Origin of the sequence: Bathymodiolus platifrons methanotrophic gill symbiont, from assembly GCF_002189065.1 — a bacterium.
In the GTDB taxonomy this organism is placed as follows: Bacteria; Pseudomonadota; Gammaproteobacteria; order Methylococcales; family Methylomonadaceae; genus Methyloprofundus.
This window is the reverse complement of the sequence record NZ_BDMN01000254.1, coordinates 1-17,270: the sequence shown is the minus strand read 5'-3', so window position 1 is coordinate 17,270 and position 17,270 is coordinate 1. Positions and strand designations below refer to the sequence as shown.

The window sequence follows — 17,270 nt, the reverse complement described above, 5'->3', positions numbered from 1 at the left end:
TTCTTGAGGGAATTAATAGCAAGGTCCAACTGGCCAAACGACGAGCAAGAGGTTATCGTAATATTAATAATTTTATCAATATGATTTACTTTCTTTGTGGTAAGTTAAAATTCGACTACCCACTGTATTTCACATAGAGCCAGAAAAACTGTCCAAACCGGCACATAAAGCGATCGAGCAAGAATTAAAGAAAAAAGGTGGGCAAATTCTTGTATCATCAATTTCAGTCTGGGAAATCAGTTTGTTAATTGAAAAAGGACGTTTAACCTTGACCATGGAACTGGATGAGTGGTTACGAGTCGCTGCAAGCATACACAATCTGCATTTTATCCCCGTTGATAATGAAATTGCGGTGCAATCTGTGTGCCTGCCTGGAGACTTTCATCCAGACCTTGCCGACCGAATTATTACGGCCTTAGCTCGGTATTACTCAGCGCCACTTGTGACTAGCGATTCAAAGATTCAAGATTATAAATACGTGCAAACAACCTGGTAGCAAAGGCATAACACGCTAAATTTTGGTTAAACCGATAGCGTTAGTTAGTTCAACGCGACTTTCACCAAAAGAAATACGCAAATTTCAGCAGCTTGTTGCTGAAAATAGAGAAGCATTTTTGGAGGCTTGGAATGAATACTTTAGTAATTGAGTTACATCCGCAAGCCCACACAATAAAGTGTACTGACGCGGATTTAGTTGTTAAGTTACTTGGTGGCCGTACAATATCGGCTCCTTTAGTTTGGTTTCCTAGCTTGTCTCAAACTACTCAGCAACAACGTGCTAATTGGGAGTTGCTTGGCGATGGATAAGGTGATCACTGGCCTGAGATAGATGAAGATCTCAGTGTTGCGGGTCTATTTTCTGGTTATCATTAGAGCTGTAGTTAACACAAATGAAAAGCGGGGTCTTTCCGCGGCGTATTAAAATATAATCGGATAAACAACCATGTGGCATAGAAAGACCTGACCCCAAAACTTTGGACCCCAAAATTTGTGTGTGACCCCAAAATTTTTTGATTTAATGTTTGAAGGCGGTATAGCAAACATGAACTACTCATTTTCAAATAATGCTGAATATGGCGAGTATGTTACTGGCCCTAAAGTTATTAACGAAGAAAGCCGTGCAGCAATGCGTGCAGCACTGAAAAACATCCGGACAGGTGAATACGCCAAGAAATTTATCATGGAAGGTATGACTAACTACCCTGAAATGACTGCCAAACGCCGCCTGAATGCAGAGCATCCAATTGAAGTTGTTGGTGCAAAACTTCGTGCGATGATGCCCTGGATTGCAGCAAACCAGATTGTTGATAAAGGTAAAAACTAAGATTTATTGTGTTATAAGGTTAACAAAAAAGCCCATCTTTGATGGGCTTTTTTATGCTTGTTGTTTATACTAAAGCCTATACGACTGCACAGAACAAGTTAACCAAAACCTGATATTTTTTAGATGCTTCTTTAACCTGCAGTATTGCACTTTTACTTAATAACTACCGTAACTTTCGACCCATTGGAGGTTTCTAGTATAAATTAACAGCATTGTATTTAACATCCGCTTTGCTCTTAAACTCAGCATCCAATGGTATAAGGTAATTGATACCATCGATCTGCATACCATGCCCAGCATAGAAAAATAAACCGAGGCTACCTTGTTTAAGTTCCTGGGTAAATAGTTTAACCGCTCGCTCTATCTGTTGTTTATTGGCATCCAGCAATGCTTTGTTATTGACTAGGTTAAAGTTTAGAGACTTCAGCTTTTTAGCTAAATCTTTTTCGTCATTGACCGGGTTTTTTAATGCCGTACCGCTATAGCCACCGGCATAGTCACTATTGCCTATGATGAGTGCTATACGTTTGGTTTCTCTTAGATCGTTCTGGCGTATCAGGGCTCGATTTGTGTCCTTGTCAGTTTCTGCTGGTACTGTTTTGGCCTTGTTCTGAGCACAGGCACTAAGTAATAAGAGAGTGAATAATAAGGTGAGTCGTAGCATAATAAAGTATTTAATTTGCCTTCCAAAGAACCATCTAAGAAAGAGAGGAGTGAAAGGGCATGTCGTGATGTAGCTGAATTTATCCGGAATAAAATTATCTCTATCGCTACTGCTATAGGTTAGGATTAAACACATGGATACCTGCCATATTACCTGTAGAAATGTGCTTTTTGATCGTTATTTCAATATCCATATCAAGCGCATATAAACAGCGATATAACTTATCAAATGTAAATCCAGATAAGTGACCGTTGGCAATTTGAGAAACTTCAGGTTGTGTATTGCCGAGTAATTTAGAGGCCTGTTGCTGTTTCATGCCTCGCTCTTTAATTAATTTGATGTGCCAGTTGTGCTTTTGCCTGACGTTCTTCACCATTGACAAGCCCTGTAAAAGGATGAGCCGTAGTGGTAAACCTTCGCTTTTTTCAAGAGTTTCATTATCTATTTTTCATCTATTATTAATTTATATTTAATATCATATAAATTGTCAAGTACAACATCAATTTTTACTATCATGAGAACAATTTACATGTAATTGGCTAAATATACAGAAGACTATAAGTCGATTGATTTATATGAAGTTGGGAACGAGCACGAAATAAAGTAAACAACTATAATTCGGAAGCGGGGTCTTTAGCCCCGCATTCTACCAGGCGGGGCTAAAGACCCCAATGGCATTCGCTTAAGCCATTACCCCCCTTCGGTTAAGAGCCCGCACGAATGCAATCGCATGAGAAATCACTTTACCCATTTCAAATCTACATTACCGTTTTGTTACGCATGGTCGCTTGATGAATTTCTAGGAAACTTCAGGTAAGAAGTATAGCCATCTTTTAATATTTTCATACCATCTGCAAATAAAACTTAATGATAAACACCACAGAAGCCAACTAATATATTGTTATACAACAACAATTATTATTATATTTTTTTAAAATATACTCGCTTTTTGCTCGGATATAAGCACTTATAAAGACACATAGCCCCGATTTATTTCACCTGTTACAAGGTCCTGAATAATTTACTTAACAAATAACAGGCCGAACAATTACCCCTGTCACCCTTAAAAATCATACTAATCCTGGCACAGATTTAACACAATATGCCCCGTCAAATAATCAGTATAATATAATTTCATATATAAAGGTTACCCAATATACACTTTAAACTCATACTTTACGTGATATCTATTGTGCCGCCATAGTCACTTTATTGCTACAACCCTTGGCCAAAACTTCGCTCTACATGAGTCACACAATTTACTGCAACACATCTATTAGCATAATATATGCGCAAGAATTCCGTTATACTCAGACGCAACACTAACTTAATTTTATTCAACAAAATACCGATACTGTTTAAATGAGAATATTAAAATGGACCTTAGCCGCCCTCCTTACCTTCTCCATACTGGGTGTTATCATTGGCTATTTTGCATACCAGCAGCTAAGCTCAGAACTTCCTGACATCAAAGTACTCAGAAACATCCAGTATAAACAACCTTTAAATATCTACAGCCAGGACGGACTCTTAATTGAACAATTTGGCGAAAGAATTCGTAACCCCATTAGTATATCCGACACCCCAAAGCAACTAATTAATGCCTTTATAGCAGCTGAAGATGGTGCTTTTTACTCCCATTTTGGCATTGATTTCAAGGGGCTTACTCGCGCAGTCATACAGCTAGTTCTAACAGGCAAAAAGAAACAAGGCGGCAGTACTATTACCATGCAAGTTGCGCGAAATTTCTTGCTTAACAATAAAAAAACCTACACCCGGAAATTTAAAGAAATTATTCTTTCCATACAAATTGAACAAGAATTTAGCAAAAATGAAATTCTTGAACTTTATCTTAATAAAATTTATCTGGGACAGCGCGCTTACGGCATAGCAGCAGCATCTGAAATCTATTATGACCGCCCCCTGACACAACTAACACTCGCCGAACTCGGTATGATTGCAGGCTTACCTAAAGCCCCCTCTCGCTACAATCCTATCGCCAACCCACAACGCGCCTTAATCCGTCGCAATTACGTGCTCTCCCGCATGTTAGATTCACATTACATAAATCAACAAGAATACAACAGCGCCATTGCAGCACTCATTACAGCTAACTCCTATACCACCCAAAGAGAGCTCTATGCGCCTTATATTGCAGAAATGGTGCGCAATGAAATTCTTAATCTATATGACGAGGACACTGCGTACACTACTGGCCTAAAAGTTTATACAACACTAAAATCTGACTTGCAAAATATCGCCGTTACAACTTTACGCTCAAACCTACACCAATTCGATGAGCGCCATAGCTACCGAATCAATAAAAAACAAAAACTTCCCTTAAAATCAAGCTACAACACAGGCGCAACATTTCCCGCCCAGGTCACTCAAATTAACAAGCAACAACTTAGCGCTAAATTTAAAGATGGCACAACCATCACTCTGCTATGGGAGGACAGTCCCTGGAGCACAAAATACACCCCCAAGACCCAGAAAAAAGAAACTATAAACTCATATCTCGATATTATCGACCTAGACGACACTATTCGTGTCAGACAACAAAACAAAAAATGGCGACTCGCGCAAATCCCACAAGCGGAAAGTGCTTTTGTTGCATTAGACCCTAAAAATGGAGCTGTTTTAGCTCTATCTGGCGGCTACGCTTATTTCAACAATAAATATAACCGTGCCACACAGGCAAAACGTCAGCCTGGCTCGGGATTTAAACCCATCATATACACCAGCGCCCTTGAATACGGTTACACTAGTGCTAGCATGATCAATGACGCCCCTATTGTAAGCTCCAGAAACCCTGCTGAAGAAAGTGCCTGGCGACCGGAAAACTATAGCCACAAATTTTACGGCCCTACCAGCCTGCGCACAGCATTACGTAAATCTCGTAACTTAATCGCCATACGCCTGACAAGATCTATCGGTATCCCCGCGATTACTGACACAGCTCTACGCTTTGGGTTTCAACAGAAACAACTCCCGCAAAAGCTATCTCTGGCATTAGGGAGCGGCTACGCCTCGCCATTGCAAATGGCTCGTATGTATTCAGTCTTTGCCAATGGCGGATTCTTAATTACCCCTCACTTTATAGATCGCATTGAATCCAATACGGGCGAAATCCTATTTCAAGCGGAGCCACTGACCGCTTGTCCCTATTGCGAAAATAGCACTGCTCCTAGAATTATTTCTGAGCAAATAAATTTTTTAATGAATTCACTATTACGTGACGTTGTCCAGCGCGGCACTGCCGTGAAAGCTAAATCACTACAACGCTCTGACCTGGCAGGAAAAACGGGCACAACTAACGATCAAAAAGATGCCTGGTTCAATGGCTTTACGCCTGATATTGTAGGCATAGCCTGGGTAGGACAAGACAACTCCAAAAGCCTTGGTCGCTGGGAAACCGGAGGTAAAGCAGCGCTCCCCATGTGGATTGATTTTATGCGTTACGCACTTAAAGACACAATAGAAGAGGAACTCATCATGCCGGAAGGTATGAGCAAAGTGCTAATTGACCCAGAAACCGGCCTATTAGCTAGAGAAGAGTCGCCTCTTGGCAGCTGGGAATACTTTAGAGACGAATTTATTCCTACCGAGCTTACCCTTATTGACGAACAGGATAACGAGCTAAATGATGAGCAAGATATTACTGAACAAGTAGCGCCTGAAGTATTATTTTAATTCCTGACACTATTTACCCCCCTATTTATCATAACCAACATAGAAAGCCTTTAGCTTTAGCTGCGCTTTAAATCACAGCTAAAGCCTCTTCTACCCAGTCCTCAAGCAGACCTCTACACCCTTAATCAAATCTCCACCCAGCCCTACACTTTCTTCTAGGCAAAAAAAAGCAGCCAAATGGCTGCTTTTTTCTTACGCACTAATGTAATAAGCTACACATCACGCACATCTTTTCCTGTATAAACCTGTCTAGGCCTTCCTATACGCTGTCCTGGTTCCGCCATCATTTCCAGCCAGTGAGATACCCAGCCAGCAGTACGGGCAATGGTAAACATCACGGTAAACATATCAACAGGAATATTTAAAGCCTTATAAATAATCCCCGAATAAAAATCGACATTTGGGTACAACTTTTTCTCGACAAAATATTCATCTTTCAATGCATAGTCTTCCAGCGCCAACGCCAAATCAAATAAAGGATCTTTAGCAGAAGTACTTTCTAGGACTTCATAACACGCTTTACGAATAATCGTCGCTCTCGGATCAAAGTTTTTATAGACCCGATGACCAAAACCCATCAGACGAAAAGGGTCATTTTTATCCTTTGCTTTCTCTATATACTCAGGAATCCTATCAACAGTACCAATTTCCGCTAGCATACTTAAAACAGCTTCGTTGGCACCACCATGAGCAGGCCCCCAAAGCGCAGCAATTCCCGCAGCAATACAGGCATAGGGATTTGCACCTGTACTACTTGCTAAACGTACAGTTGAAGTACTAGCATTCTGCTCATGATCCGCGTGCAGAATAAATAACAGGTTCAAGGCTTTGACCGCAACAGGATCAATATAATTATCTTTCTCTATATACTTCTGAGATGGCAATGAAAACATCATATTCAGAAAATTTTCACAATAGCTCAAGTCAGAGCGCGGATAAACATAAGGATAACCAATTGAATGACGATAACAAGCCGCAGCGATCACCGGCATTTTTGCCAGCATACGCATTGCTGAAATACGGCGATGTTCAGGGTCATCCATATTCAGCTCACTATGATAAAACGCCGACAAAGAGCCAACGATCCCCACCATTATAGCCATCGGGTGCGCATCATAATGGAAGCCATCAATAAAACTGCGCATTGCTTCATGCAGCATGGCATGCTGCCCAATTTCATGCTCAAAAACTGCCTGCTCTTCCTTATTACCTAGCTCGCCATTCATCAATAAGTAAGCGACCTCAAGAAACGAGCATTTTTCAGCTAACTGATCTATCGGATAACCTCTATAGAGCAAGATACCTTGCTCACCATCAATATAGGTGATTGCACTCTTGCAACTTGCCGTTGACATAAAGCCAGGATCATAAGTAAACAAGCCCATTTGTTTATGCAAAGTACTTACATCAACAACGGGTGTACCAACAGTTCCCTTTAGCAAAGAAAATTCTACTTCCTTGCCTGTAGAGTTATTTCTTAACGTCAGAGTCTCTTGAGCCATGATGTTTCCTAATGTTTTGATTAAGGACTAGACTAGCCTAATCTCATGCAGTTATTTGCTATAACGCTTACGGAATTTATCTACACGTCCAGCTGTATCAACGACACGCTGCTTACCTGTATAAAACGGATGACAAGAAGAACATACCTCAATATGTAAATCTTTATCCAAGACCGAGCCTGTAACAAACTCATTTCCACAACCGCAACTTACGGTTATTTGTTTATATTCTGGGTGAATTTCTGGTTTCATAATGACCTTTACACGTCGAAAAATCGACTAACATACAATTTTGAACAGAGTATAATACTGCTTTGTTCCAATTACTGCAAGTAACTATCTTAATTTTATGCGCATTATCTCAATAAATACTAACGGCATTCGCGCTGCAGAGCGTAAAGGTTTTTTCCCCTGGCTAGCAAAACAAGACGCTGACGTAGTCTGTATACAGGAAACAAAGGCACAACCTGAACAACTGATCGCCGATGCATTCAGACCCAATGGCTACCATTGCTATTACCATAGCGCAGAGAAAAAAGGTTATAGCGGGGTTGCTATTTACAGCAAACATCACCCCGACAACGTCATCGTGGGTATGGGTTTTGATGATATAGACAGCGAAGGACGTTATTTAGAAATACAAATAGGCAAGCTCAGCGTTATCTCTCTCTACCTCCCTTCAGGCTCCTCCAAGGAAGAACGCCAAACCTTCAAATACAGCGTAATGGATCGCTTTATGCCGATTTTACAGGAAAAAGCAAAAAGCGAGCGTGACTTTATTATTTGTGGCGACTGGAATATCGCGCACAAAGAAATTGACTTAAAAAACTGGAAGGCTAACCAAAAAAACTCAGGATTTTTACCTGAAGAACGAGCCTGGCTAGACCAGTTATTTACCCAGGAACTCTGGGCTGATGGTTTTAGAAGCATTAATCAAGAGCCAGACCAATACACCTGGTGGTCAAATCGCGGGCAGGCATGGGCAAAAAATGTAGGCTGGCGAATTGATTACCAGGTGATAAGCGAACACCTACAAGACAAGGTACTATCCGCATCGATCTATAAAGATGAGCGTTTTTCAGATCATGCTCCTTTAATTATGGACTATGATTATTCACTAAAATAAAAATACAAATATTTACATCACCTAAGCACACCCGGAATAACTTTCACACATTAAAATGCGACACCAGTCTTTAGCCTGCAATTGAAAAGACTGATTTAACACCCCTGCATGCGAAGCCCTTGCCTGTGTAATTACAATGCATGAGCATTGTTGATATAGCTACTTTACTTATGTCAGCCCTACAACACCAGCCTCCTAAATTAAGAGTTGCGTTTACAAAGGCTGACAGCTATTATTAAATCTATCAATTTGATAGCACAAAACAGGGAGATATACGCATGTTAATTAAGGAAAAAACACCTATTTTAAGTGGTGAAATTACTGATAAAGCTATTTTTATAAATAGGCGCAAAATCATAAAGGCTGCAGCCGGAATCTCTATCGCATCGTTACTTCCCGGCTCTGTCAATGCACAGGAAAAAATATGCGCATATTCCAGCTGGGCCTTACTCAGCCTCGCTAAAAGTCACCGACTACGAAGATGCAGCCAATTACACCAATTACTATGAGTTCAGCACCAACAAAAAAGACTCCACCGTTTTAGCAAAAAAGCTTAAAACCAGCCCATGGAATGTAACGGTTGAAGGTGAGGCAGAAAAAAACAGGTGTATTTAATTTAGAAGATATATTAAAAAATAATTCACTTGAAGAACGCATTTACCGGTTCCGCTGTCTAGAAGCATGGTCCATGGCTGTACCCTGGATAGGCTTCCCATTAGGCGCAATGCTAAAACAATTCCAACCCTCATCAAAAGCGAAATTTGTTAAATTCACCACACTCTATGACCCTGAAGTGATGATAGGCCAAAAAACAAAGGCGCTAGGCTGGCCTTATGTCGAAGGTTTACGCATGGATGAAGCCATGCACCCCTTGGCATTTATGGCAACAGGCATGTATGACGATACATTACCCAATCAAAACGGCGCACCCTTGCGTTTAGTCATCCCGTGGAAATACGGATTTAAAAGCATTAAAGCTATTGTCAAAATTCGCTTTACTGAAACCATGCCAGCTACGGCATGGAATAAAATGGCCCCTGGCGAGTACGGTTTTTACGCCAACGTCAATCCAGCTGTTGCCCATCCCCGATGGAGCCAAAGCAGAGAGCGTATTCTTGGAGCCAGCATATTTACCCCAAAGCGTAAAACGGAAATGTTTAATGGCTACGAAGAGCAAGTTGCCTCTCTTTATTCAGGAATGGATCTGAAAAAATATTTCTAATGCGTATTCCCAAAAAGGGCTGGGCACTGATAAAAATCATTATTTTTTTGCTAAGCCTAAGCCCTTTTCTACTGCTAGTTAATGCAACCCTTCAAGATCGATTAGGCGCAAACCCGATACAAGAACTGCACTTTAGCTTAGGTGACTGGGCCTTGCGCTTTCTTTGTATAGGCCTGGCATTAACTCCCCTAAAAAAAACCTTAAAACAGAGCTGGCCTGTGCGCTTTAGGCGCATGATAGGGCTATATGCCTTTTTTTATGCCACTATGCATTTAACTGTTTACATTGTTCTTGATTTATCATTATCCTGGGAAGCATTGATTGATGAAGTACCTAAAAGCCCCTATATTCTACTTGGGATTTTTACCTATTTATTACTCATTCCTCTGGCATTTACCTCAACAAAAGCAATGCAAAAATACTTAGGTAAGCGCTGGATACAATTACATAGATTAGTTTATGTCGCGAATATCAGTGCGGTTATTCATTACCTCTGGTTAGTAAAATCCGATATTAGTGATCCCCTTCTGTATGCCAGCATAATATTTATACTACTAAGTGCCCGTATCTTCTCTTATTTAAAAAGAAAGTCAGCCTCAAGTAAACGACCACATAACATCGTCAAAACATAGAAAAACTAATCTTTTCCTAAGCAAATTTTGGCCAGCTTACTTCCTCTATTGCGACATTTTCCTTTTACTCATACCAGCGTATTATTTTTAAGCTATAATTGACAAATTTTTTCGCTTAAACAACTTCGATATAGTGTCCAGTTCAAATAACGATTTATCTACATTTCAAGGGCTTATCCTTGCTTTACAAAACTATTGGTCAGAACAAGGTTGTGTTTTATTACAACCGCTTGATTTAGAAGTTGGTGCCGGAACATTTCACCCTGCCACATTTTTACGCGCAATTGGCCCCGAGCCCTGGAATGCTGCTTATGTGCAACCTTCCCGCCGCCCTACCGATGGCCGTTATGGCGAAAACCCTAACCGCTTGCAACATTATTATCAATTTCAAGTAGTACTAAAACCGTCACCAGATGATATACAGGAACTATACCTTGGTTCTTTGCGCCACCTTGGCCTGGATTTATTAGAACACGACGTGCGCTTTGTTGAAGACAACTGGGAATCTCCGACTCTAGGTGCATGGGGATTAGGCTGGGAAGTCTGGTTAAACGGCATGGAAGTCTCACAGTTTACTTATTTCCAGCAAGTTGGCGGGCTAGAATGTCGCCCTGTGACGGGTGAATTAACCTATGGTCTTGAGCGCATCGCAATGTATATTCAAGGTGTAAAAAGTGTGTATGACTTAGTCTGGTCTAAAGGCCCTCAAGGTGTTGTCACTTATGGCGATGTATTTCATCAAAATGAAGTGGAAATGTCAGAGTATAACTTTGATCACGCTAAAGTTGATTTTCTGTTTACTTGCTTTGATACCTACGAAGCTGAGTCAGCCAAATTAATTGAACAAGGCCTAGCATTACCCGCTTATGAAATGGTACTTAAAGCATCACACACATTTAACCTGCTTGATGCTCGTCATGCCATTTCTGTTACCGAACGCCAGCGCTATATTCTACGAGTAAGAAATATGTCTAAAGCAGTTGCCAAGACTTATTATGCACGGCGTGAAGCACTTGGCTTTCCTATGCTAAAAGCAACCGGAGAGACAGCATGAGCGATACTCAATATCTGTTGTTTGAATTAGGTTGCGAAGAATTACCTCCTGCTTCCTTACGGAAACTCAGTGATGCTTTGCTGGAAAATATTCAGCAAGGACTAACACAAGCTGATTTAAATTTTGGCGAATGTATTGCTTACGCCACCCCTCGCCGCCTTGCCGTTTTAATTAAAGGTCTAGTTAGCGCACAAGCCGATAAGAGCATAGAAAAACGAGGTCCCGCGGTACAGGCTGCTTTTGATGCAGAGGGCCAGCCAAGCAAAGCCTGCCAGGGTTTTGCCAAAAGCTGCGGCACAACAGTAGAACAACTAAGCACGTTAAAAACTGATAAGGGTGAATGGCTAAGCTTTACTCAACAAGTGAAAGGCCAGGCGAGTGTCGCTTTAATCCCAGACATTATTGCCAAAAGCATTACCCAATTACCCATCGCGAAACGTATGCGCTGGGGAACTTCTAATACTGAATTTGTACGCCCGGTGCATTGGGCAGTATTGATGTACGGTAACAATATCATTAAAACTGAAATCTTAGGCTTAAACACTGGTAACACTACACATGGGCACCGCTTTCATGCACCAGCAGCGATTACGATTGACGCGCCTGAAAGTTATGCAAGTATCTTACTTAATCAGGGTAAAGTTATTGCTGACTTTAGCCAGCGCATGCAAATCATACGTGATGCAGCCAATAGCGCCGCTTCTGCTGTCGGAGGCATTGCCCATATTGAAGAAGACTTATTAGAAGAAATTGCTGCACTAAATGAGTTTCCTGTCCCCATTACCGGCAGTTTCGACACACGCTATCTAGCGTTACCCGATGAAGTGCTGATTACGACCATGCAAATTAACCAGAAATATTTTCCGGTCAAAAATACGCAAGGTGAATTACTCGCCCACTTTATTACCTTTAGTAATATTGAGAGCAAGAACCCTATCTCTATTCAGCAAGGAAATGAACGCGTAGTGATGCCGCGCCTAGCCGATGCCGAATTCTTCTGGAATCAGGATCGTAAACTACGCCTTGAAGAGCGTATGGATCAGCTAACTAATATAGTTTTTCAGAAAAAACTGGGTAGCCTGGCAGATAAATCACTGCGTGTAGAAAAATTAGCTGAGTTTATTGCCAATAGCATCGGTATCGATCCAGACCAGGTAATTCGTGCTGCTAAACTGGCAAAAACTGATCTAGTCACTAATATGGTTGAAGAGTTCGGTAGCTTGCAAGGTCTAATGGGGCGCTATTATGCTCTGGCTGATGGTGAATCAGCTGAGGTGGCACAAGCAATTGAAGAACAGTATTACCCTAAAGGTTCGGGCAGCACGACTGCCACTAGCAGCACGGGCCAGGTCCTTTCGATTGCGGAGAAAATAGATACACTCAGTGGTATTTTTAGTGCAGGTTTAATTCCTAGTGGTGACAAAGACCCTTATGCTTTAAGGCGTGCAGCACTAGGAGCTCTAAGAACCATTATTGAAAATAAACTGGAAATTAACTTAATTGCCTGTCTTGATTTTGCCCTGCAACAATTCACCCATGAATTTGATGTACAAAAAACACGCAAATTATTAATCACCTTTACCTATGAGCGCTTAAAAAGCTATAGCCTGGAGCATAGCTATACAGCAGATGAATATGCTGCAGTACTGGCAATTTTACCCCCTGAGCCTTATGATTTTCAGCGTAGATTGCAAGCCGTGCAGAAGTTTAGAGCCTTGCCAGAAGCGGAAAGTCTGGCCGCCGCCAATAAGCGTATTGCTAATATCCTGAAAAAATCAGCTGATCAAGCGTCTGCCACGATAGGTCAATTAGTGGAACCCGCTGAAATTAGTTTATTAGCCTCCGCTGAACAGGCAGAAAAGGATGTGACACCGCTATTAGCTGCAGCGGATTACCAGGCTGCGTTAAACCGTCTGGCTGATTTACGTACAGATGTTGATCGCTTTTTTGATGATGTCATGGTTATGTGTGATGATTTAGAGCTACGCGCTAGTCGATTGGCATTACTCACTAAGTTATCAACATTATTTTTACAAATAGCTGACATATCAAAACTACAAAGCTAATGGCACAGGCTAAAAAATATGTATTACTGGATCGTGACGGGGTCATTAATCACGATTCAGGTAATTTTATTAAATCACCTGATGAGTGGCTCCCGATCGACAATAGCCTTGAAGCCATTGCCTTATTACACAGAAATGGCTATCAAGTCGTTGTGATTACTAATCAGTCCGGTGTCGGGCGTGGTTTATATAGTGATGCCATATTAACTGACATGCACCGTAAAATGGCCCGCCTGACAGAAGCGGTGGGCGGCAAAATCAACCATATTTATTACTGCCCTCATCTGCCTGATGCAGGTTGCGACTGCCGAAAGCCCAAGCCCGGCATGCTGCTCCAATTTAGCCAGGATGCAAATGTAGCCTTAGATGATATTTATTTTATCGGTGATTCCTTACGCGATATTGAGGCGGGTATTGCTGCCGGTGCAAAACCCCTATTAGTTAAAACAGGGAATGGCGAAAAAACATTAGCCGCCAACCCTGATTTAAACATTCCTACTTTCGAGAATCTTTATGACGCAGCAGAATATATCTTATCAAAGTAGCCGGCTTCTACTTTATTGCCGCTCTTGTTGTTTATTTATTATGGTACTTGCGGCCACAATAATTATAGGGCTATTAATGCTGGTTGCTGTATTACTGCCGTATTCTCTGCAATATAAACTAGCTTCGTTCTGGGGGACCTATGTCATGTTTATGACTAAGGCAATCTGCGGCTTAAGTTATCAGGTGTCTGGCCTGGAAAATATTACTCAAGATCACAATGCTATTATCTTATGTAAACATCAGTCTGCCTGGGAAACTATTTTTTTAATGGCAATACTACCCCCATCCAGTATTTTACTGAAAAAATCCTTACTCTGGATACCGTTCTGGGGCTGGGCAATGGCTACCTTAAAACCCATTGCTATTGATCGCTCTAGCCCTAAACAAGCACTATCGCAATTATTAAAACAAGGAGCAAAACGCTTACAGGAAGGCTACTGGATAGTCATGTTTCCCGAAGGTACTAGAATGGCTCCAGGTGAACAAGGAAAATTCAGTGCTAGCGGCAGCCTGCTTGCTCAGCGCACTGGCTATCCAATTGTTCCTATTGCCCATAATGCCGGTGAATTCTGGCCACGCAATAGTTTTGTAAAATATCCGGGGGTTATTCAGGTAAAAATTGGCTCTGTTATTACTGTTAAAGACAGAAAAAGCAAAGACATTAATGCTGAAGCAGAAGCCTGGATTAACAATACCATGCGAAAAATTGAAACTACAACACATACACTTTAAAATTTGAACCTATGAAAAAGATATTAATTATTAGCCTTTCAGTCTTGGCTCTAGCCGCTTGCAGCGAAAAAGATGAATACCGCCAAACAGTGTTCGAGCAAATCAGCAATGACGCGGATATTAAATCCTATCATCTCGACCCTGAAAGCGTAACAGAGTGTATTGTTGAGTTATCCTCAAAAAAAATGGCTGGATTCGCACCCTTTGAGCCAATGCGTAAAGATGCTTATAAAGGCTATACCAAAATGATTGCTGTTAAAACTTCAAAAAATCCTGAAGAAGTCTTAAACGAGTTACGCGAAAGCTTTGGCTCAGCCAGAGGCCTGGCAGATGCACATAGAAATTATTCTGAAAGCTACTTAGAATGTATCTCTACCGTGACTAACCGCGCATTAGATGCCCAAGCAGAAGAAGAAGCAACAGACGCCGAATAAAAATTAACACAATCATAGCGATATGAAAGTCAGGTTACATTTTATACAAATGTAACCTGACTTATCACTAATCCACCACAAAACCTGATAGCCATTGCCCGGCTTTAGGCTCAGATAGCTTTCTCTGCCTATCACTAAACCTAAAAGGTACGGACACCAGATTCATCCCTTGATTCACTTGCACAGCAAAATGTAAATGCGGCCCCGAACTAAAACCCGTATTACCCGAATAAGCAATTAATTGCCCGGCCCTAACCCGCATTCCCGCATAGACTTGTGCCCGATCTACTTGTAAATGCGCATAAACGGCCATCGAGCCGTCATCGTGTAAAATCCTTATACTATTAGCTCGCGATTTATAAGCCTGCTTATCCGTGCCCCCTTTAAAATAATCATTTTCCAGGCTCATAACGACTCCTGCTCTAGCAGAGTGAATCTCAGAGCCTTCTGGCATCGACAAATCTACTGCATATTTATTTTGCTCATCAGTATGAGAAAACTGACCATTAAAAGCCTGGCTGATTTGAAATTTCCTGTAACTGGCAAATGGCGGGTAATAGATTGCCTGCGCATCATGCTGTGCTGATGGCTCACCTAGCGAATAACGATAACTAAGAGCATACCGCCAACCTTGAAACTCATTCACTGCCCCCAGTTCAAACAACGTTTCGGAAACACCAGGCTGAATCACAAACTTTCTTGGTAATGCTGGCGCTGCCTGTACATTTTCCTGTTCCGCAAAAACAACTTCGACTTCTATCGGACCAAAATAATCATTTCTAATAACAAATTCCGGCTGTCTTTTTTCACCTATCTGATTTAGCTGAACACGTTGCTTAGTCGCGACCTTTAATTGCCGAACTTCCACCTTGAATTCTTTACTTTGCAAAGCTGATGGCGCTTTATCGGTATAATGCCAACGCCCTTTTTCATCCTGATATTTATATAGTTTTTTTGCTTCACCCGGCATACTCAACAAACATAAAGATAAAATTACCAGACTTTTTAGCAGAATAGACATAGCCACATTCACCTTTAGAGTATTATTTAGTTCATATTTAGTCTTCATCATGCTTCCCTATTAATAACCCCAATAACCATCAGCATATACACTAGAATCAATATAAATAAGCTATATTTTATATAGCTACTATTCCTTGCTTAATGACATTTTACCATCAGCAATTCATCCAGTCCGTCGTATAGTTCCGCGACTTATACTCTACCTGGCTTTGCCAGCTATTCCCCATTTGCGTAGCACTGACAGCAATACCTTTGGGAAAGCGTTGATTAATTTTATCCATCGTGAGCATTAGCTCATTAGTTTTATTATGCTGATTTTCTGGCAAGTCAAAAAGATCTGCCTGGCTCGGCATTGCTGCAGGCTGAATGAGCCCTATAGCCACACCACATTTCTGATAACGATAACCTGCTTTAAATATTTCCTGCAACAGTTTTTTTTTGCTATGCTGATAATTTCTCTAGTATCGCTAGTCGCCTGATGAAGCACCATTCGGATTGATCGCTGGTACTGTGGCTCATTATCATTATGCGCATTAGTTCTGATAAAAACACTGATAGAGCCAGCAACGGACTGTTGTTGGCGCAATTTTTCTGCGGCTCTACTACTAAAACTGGCTAATGCTTCTGCCAGCTCATGATATTGACTTAGCCGTTTTTTAAAGCTACGTGAACACACAATCTGTTGCTTCTCAGGAATAATATCTTCCAGTGAAAAACAGGCCACACCATTTAATTCCAGCACGGTTCTGGCTGTCACAATATTAAATTGTCCTTGTATGCTTTCTACTGGCTGTATTGCTAAACTGAAGTTTCCCAATTATTGAGTAGCTGAAATACACAATGCTGGTGTATCGAGGTTTATTTTAGGTGGTTTTGCCATGTTTATAGCAAACCCCTACTTAATTCCCCTTAGGCAATAGCATTTGAAACGAATGAAAAGACTATTTTTTTCATATAGTTGTAGCATAGTTTCAATTTTACCATAAATAATTATTGGGAAACTTCAGTAATAAAGCTGAAATATAGTTAACGCCACCATGAGATAATTTTTCACTTTCAATGGCGGCATACCGTCGCTTATTTTTTTCACAAAGTGAGTCATAAAATTTCTTCATCGACTTTTCGATATTTTTTTTATAAGGAAATGACATAAGACAACCACTGAGTAATAAATTAAGATAACCTTAATTTAGGGGAGATATTTCATTATTCAAGCTTGGCTGCTTCAGGAAGTTATTTCGTGCACATTCCT

22 protein-coding genes and 1 pseudogene are annotated in these 17,270 nt (G+C 41.0%); 15 read left to right on the top strand and 8 right to left on the bottom strand.

The annotated features are described in order from the left end of the window. The 5 genes and pseudogenes from CDZ78_RS14185 to CDZ78_RS14165 all read left to right on the top strand — a co-directional run. Positions 1-137, top strand: a 137-nt coding sequence (locus CDZ78_RS14185) for a transposase (RefSeq protein WP_140414075.1), incomplete at its 5' end; no start/stop codon positions are given. After that, positions 110-496: a type II toxin-antitoxin system VapC family toxin gene (locus tag CDZ78_RS14180; RefSeq protein ID WP_087870595.1), complete on the top strand. Its 387-nt coding sequence runs from the start codon at positions 110-112 to the stop codon at positions 494-496. The genes CDZ78_RS14185 and CDZ78_RS14180, both read left to right, overlap by 28 nt. Positions 497-518: 22 nt before the next feature. Then, positions 519-647: a DUF4160 domain-containing protein gene (locus CDZ78_RS24350; RefSeq protein WP_167374315.1), complete on the top strand. Its 129-nt coding sequence runs from the start codon at positions 519-521 to the stop codon at positions 645-647. Then, positions 628-807, top strand: a complete 180-nt coding sequence (locus CDZ78_RS14170; protein WP_087870593.1) for a DUF2442 domain-containing protein — start codon at positions 628-630, stop codon at positions 805-807. The genes CDZ78_RS24350 and CDZ78_RS14170 overlap by 20 nt, the downstream gene beginning before the upstream one ends. 205 nt (positions 808-1,012) lie before the next feature. Further along, positions 1,013-1,324: pseudogene (locus CDZ78_RS14165) on the top strand (ketol-acid reductoisomerase); the annotation flags it as partial. Between the two features lie 193 nt (positions 1,325-1,517). On the opposite strand, the gene CDZ78_RS14160 reads toward CDZ78_RS14165, so the two are convergent. Together CDZ78_RS14160 and CDZ78_RS14155 are read right to left on the bottom strand one after the other, a co-directional pair. Next, entirely contained in the window at positions 1,518-1,988 is a 471-nt protein-coding gene (locus tag CDZ78_RS14160) for a caspase family protein (RefSeq protein ID WP_167374314.1), read from the bottom strand. 112 nt (positions 1,989-2,100) lie between these two features. After that, positions 2,101-2,364 (bottom strand): helix-turn-helix domain-containing protein, encoded by a 264-nt coding sequence (locus CDZ78_RS14155; RefSeq protein WP_087870591.1) that lies wholly within the window; start codon positions 2,362-2,364, stop codon positions 2,101-2,103. Positions 2,365-3,350: 986 nt separating this feature from the next. Here CDZ78_RS14155 and CDZ78_RS14150 point away from each other — a divergent pair. Further along, a complete protein-coding gene (locus CDZ78_RS14150; RefSeq protein ID WP_087870590.1) occupies positions 3,351-5,681 on the top strand; it encodes a penicillin-binding protein 1A in 2,331 nt (776 codons plus the stop codon). Between the two features lie 212 nt (positions 5,682-5,893). Here CDZ78_RS14150 and CDZ78_RS14145 read toward each other — a convergent pair whose 3' ends face one another. Both CDZ78_RS14145 and rpmE read right to left on the bottom strand, forming a co-directional pair. Beyond that, complete coding sequence (locus CDZ78_RS14145; RefSeq protein ID WP_087870589.1) at positions 5,894-7,183, bottom strand: citrate synthase; 1,290 nt, start codon at positions 7,181-7,183, stop codon at positions 5,894-5,896. Between the two features lie 51 nt (positions 7,184-7,234). After that, positions 7,235-7,435, bottom strand: coding sequence for a 50S ribosomal protein L31 (gene rpmE / locus CDZ78_RS14140; RefSeq protein ID WP_087870588.1), 201 nt, complete (start codon positions 7,433-7,435; stop codon positions 7,235-7,237). Between the two features lie 97 nt (positions 7,436-7,532). Between rpmE and CDZ78_RS14135 the strand changes: the two genes are divergently transcribed. From CDZ78_RS14135 to CDZ78_RS14100, 9 genes are all read left to right on the top strand, one after another. Then, positions 7,533-8,309 (top strand): exodeoxyribonuclease III, encoded by a 777-nt coding sequence (locus CDZ78_RS14135; protein WP_087870587.1) that lies wholly within the window; start codon positions 7,533-7,535, stop codon positions 8,307-8,309. Between the two features lie 408 nt (positions 8,310-8,717). Next, on the top strand, positions 8,718-8,924 hold the full coding sequence (locus CDZ78_RS24105; protein ID WP_307190503.1) for a hypothetical protein: 207 nt from the start codon (positions 8,718-8,720) through the stop codon (positions 8,922-8,924). Further along, a complete protein-coding gene (gene msrP / locus CDZ78_RS14130) occupies positions 8,896-9,531 on the top strand; it encodes a protein-methionine-sulfoxide reductase catalytic subunit MsrP (RefSeq protein ID WP_307190502.1) in 636 nt (211 codons plus the stop codon). Before CDZ78_RS24105 ends, msrP begins: the two co-directional genes overlap by 29 nt. Next, entirely contained in the window at positions 9,531-10,163 is a 633-nt protein-coding gene (msrQ, locus tag CDZ78_RS14125; RefSeq protein WP_087870586.1) for a protein-methionine-sulfoxide reductase heme-binding subunit MsrQ, read from the top strand. The genes msrP and msrQ overlap by 1 nt, the downstream gene beginning before the upstream one ends. Before the next feature lie 133 nt (positions 10,164-10,296). Continuing rightward, a complete protein-coding gene (gene glyQ, locus CDZ78_RS14120; protein ID WP_174664582.1) occupies positions 10,297-11,217 on the top strand; it encodes a glycine--tRNA ligase subunit alpha in 921 nt (306 codons plus the stop codon). Beyond that, complete coding sequence (gene glyS / locus CDZ78_RS14115; RefSeq protein WP_087870584.1) at positions 11,214-13,283, top strand: glycine--tRNA ligase subunit beta; 2,070 nt, start codon at positions 11,214-11,216, stop codon at positions 13,281-13,283. Before glyQ ends, glyS begins: the two co-directional genes overlap by 4 nt. Continuing rightward, positions 13,283-13,828 carry a D-glycero-beta-D-manno-heptose 1,7-bisphosphate 7-phosphatase gene (gmhB, locus tag CDZ78_RS14110; RefSeq protein WP_087870583.1) on the top strand — a complete coding sequence of 182 codons (546 nt, stop codon included), beginning with the start codon at positions 13,283-13,285 and terminating at the stop codon, positions 13,826-13,828. The genes glyS and gmhB overlap by 1 nt, the downstream gene beginning before the upstream one ends. A 76-nt stretch (positions 13,829-13,904) precedes the next feature. Then, positions 13,905-14,561 (top strand): lysophospholipid acyltransferase family protein, encoded by a 657-nt coding sequence (locus CDZ78_RS14105; RefSeq protein ID WP_244559258.1) that lies wholly within the window; start codon positions 13,905-13,907, stop codon positions 14,559-14,561. An 11-nt stretch (positions 14,562-14,572) separates the two neighbouring features. Then, a complete protein-coding gene (locus CDZ78_RS14100; protein WP_087870581.1) occupies positions 14,573-14,995 on the top strand; it encodes a hypothetical protein in 423 nt (140 codons plus the stop codon). A gap of 67 nt (positions 14,996-15,062) precedes the next feature. On the opposite strand, the gene CDZ78_RS14095 is transcribed toward CDZ78_RS14100, so the two are convergent. The 4 genes from CDZ78_RS14095 to CDZ78_RS22110 form a co-directional block, all read right to left on the bottom strand. Then, the gene (locus CDZ78_RS14095; RefSeq protein ID WP_244559257.1) at positions 15,063-16,064 is read right to left on the bottom strand and encodes a peptidoglycan DD-metalloendopeptidase family protein; all 1,002 of its coding nucleotides are present in this window, start codon (positions 16,062-16,064) and stop codon (positions 15,063-15,065) included. A 109-nt stretch (positions 16,065-16,173) separates the two neighbouring features. Beyond that, positions 16,174-16,401 (bottom strand): DUF4113 domain-containing protein, encoded by a 228-nt coding sequence (locus CDZ78_RS23245; RefSeq protein ID WP_230990878.1) that lies wholly within the window; start codon positions 16,399-16,401, stop codon positions 16,174-16,176. Beyond that, positions 16,392-16,835 carry a DinB/UmuC family translesion DNA polymerase gene (locus tag CDZ78_RS14090; protein ID WP_244559256.1) on the bottom strand — a complete coding sequence of 148 codons (444 nt, stop codon included), beginning with the start codon at positions 16,833-16,835 and terminating at the stop codon, positions 16,392-16,394. Before CDZ78_RS14090 ends, CDZ78_RS23245 begins: the two co-directional genes overlap by 10 nt. 160 nt (positions 16,836-16,995) lie before the next feature. Next, positions 16,996-17,169 (bottom strand): hypothetical protein, encoded by a 174-nt coding sequence (locus CDZ78_RS22110; RefSeq protein WP_167374312.1) that lies wholly within the window; start codon positions 17,167-17,169, stop codon positions 16,996-16,998. Positions 17,170-17,270 lie beyond the last annotated feature (101 nt).

What these genes read in the sequence shown, in the direction of transcription:
- CDZ78_RS14150 (WP_087870590.1), top strand. Translation starts at nt 3,351, where the DNA reads ATGAGAATATTAAAATGGACCTTAGCCGCCCTCCTTACCTTCTCCATA.
- CDZ78_RS24105 (WP_307190503.1), top strand. Translation starts at nt 8,718, where the DNA reads ATGCACAGGAAAAAATATGCGCATATTCCAGCTGGGCCTTACTCAGCC.
- CDZ78_RS14155 (WP_087870591.1), bottom strand. Translation starts at nt 2,364, where the DNA reads ATGGTGAAGAACGTCAGGCAAAAGCACAACTGGCACATCAAATTAATT.
- CDZ78_RS22110 (WP_167374312.1), bottom strand. Translation starts at nt 17,169, where the DNA reads ATGTCATTTCCTTATAAAAAAAATATCGAAAAGTCGATGAAGAAATTT.
- gmhB (WP_087870583.1), top strand. Translation starts at nt 13,283, where the DNA reads ATGGCACAGGCTAAAAAATATGTATTACTGGATCGTGACGGGGTCATT.
- glyS (WP_087870584.1), top strand. Translation starts at nt 11,214, where the DNA reads ATGAGCGATACTCAATATCTGTTGTTTGAATTAGGTTGCGAAGAATTA.
- CDZ78_RS14135 (WP_087870587.1), top strand. Translation starts at nt 7,533, where the DNA reads ATGCGCATTATCTCAATAAATACTAACGGCATTCGCGCTGCAGAGCGT.
- CDZ78_RS14100 (WP_087870581.1), top strand. Translation starts at nt 14,573, where the DNA reads ATGAAAAAGATATTAATTATTAGCCTTTCAGTCTTGGCTCTAGCCGCT.
- CDZ78_RS14095 (WP_244559257.1), bottom strand. Translation starts at nt 16,064, where the DNA reads ATGAAGACTAAATATGAACTAAATAATACTCTAAAGGTGAATGTGGCT.
- CDZ78_RS14105 (WP_244559258.1), top strand. Translation starts at nt 13,905, where the DNA reads ATGCTGGTTGCTGTATTACTGCCGTATTCTCTGCAATATAAACTAGCT.
- CDZ78_RS14145 (WP_087870589.1), bottom strand. Translation starts at nt 7,183, where the DNA reads ATGGCTCAAGAGACTCTGACGTTAAGAAATAACTCTACAGGCAAGGAA.
- msrQ (WP_087870586.1), top strand. Translation starts at nt 9,531, where the DNA reads ATGCGTATTCCCAAAAAGGGCTGGGCACTGATAAAAATCATTATTTTT.
- CDZ78_RS14170 (WP_087870593.1), top strand. Translation starts at nt 628, where the DNA reads ATGAATACTTTAGTAATTGAGTTACATCCGCAAGCCCACACAATAAAG.
- rpmE (WP_087870588.1), bottom strand. Translation starts at nt 7,435, where the DNA reads ATGAAACCAGAAATTCACCCAGAATATAAACAAATAACCGTAAGTTGC.
- CDZ78_RS14160 (WP_167374314.1), bottom strand. Translation starts at nt 1,988, where the DNA reads ATGCTACGACTCACCTTATTATTCACTCTCTTATTACTTAGTGCCTGT.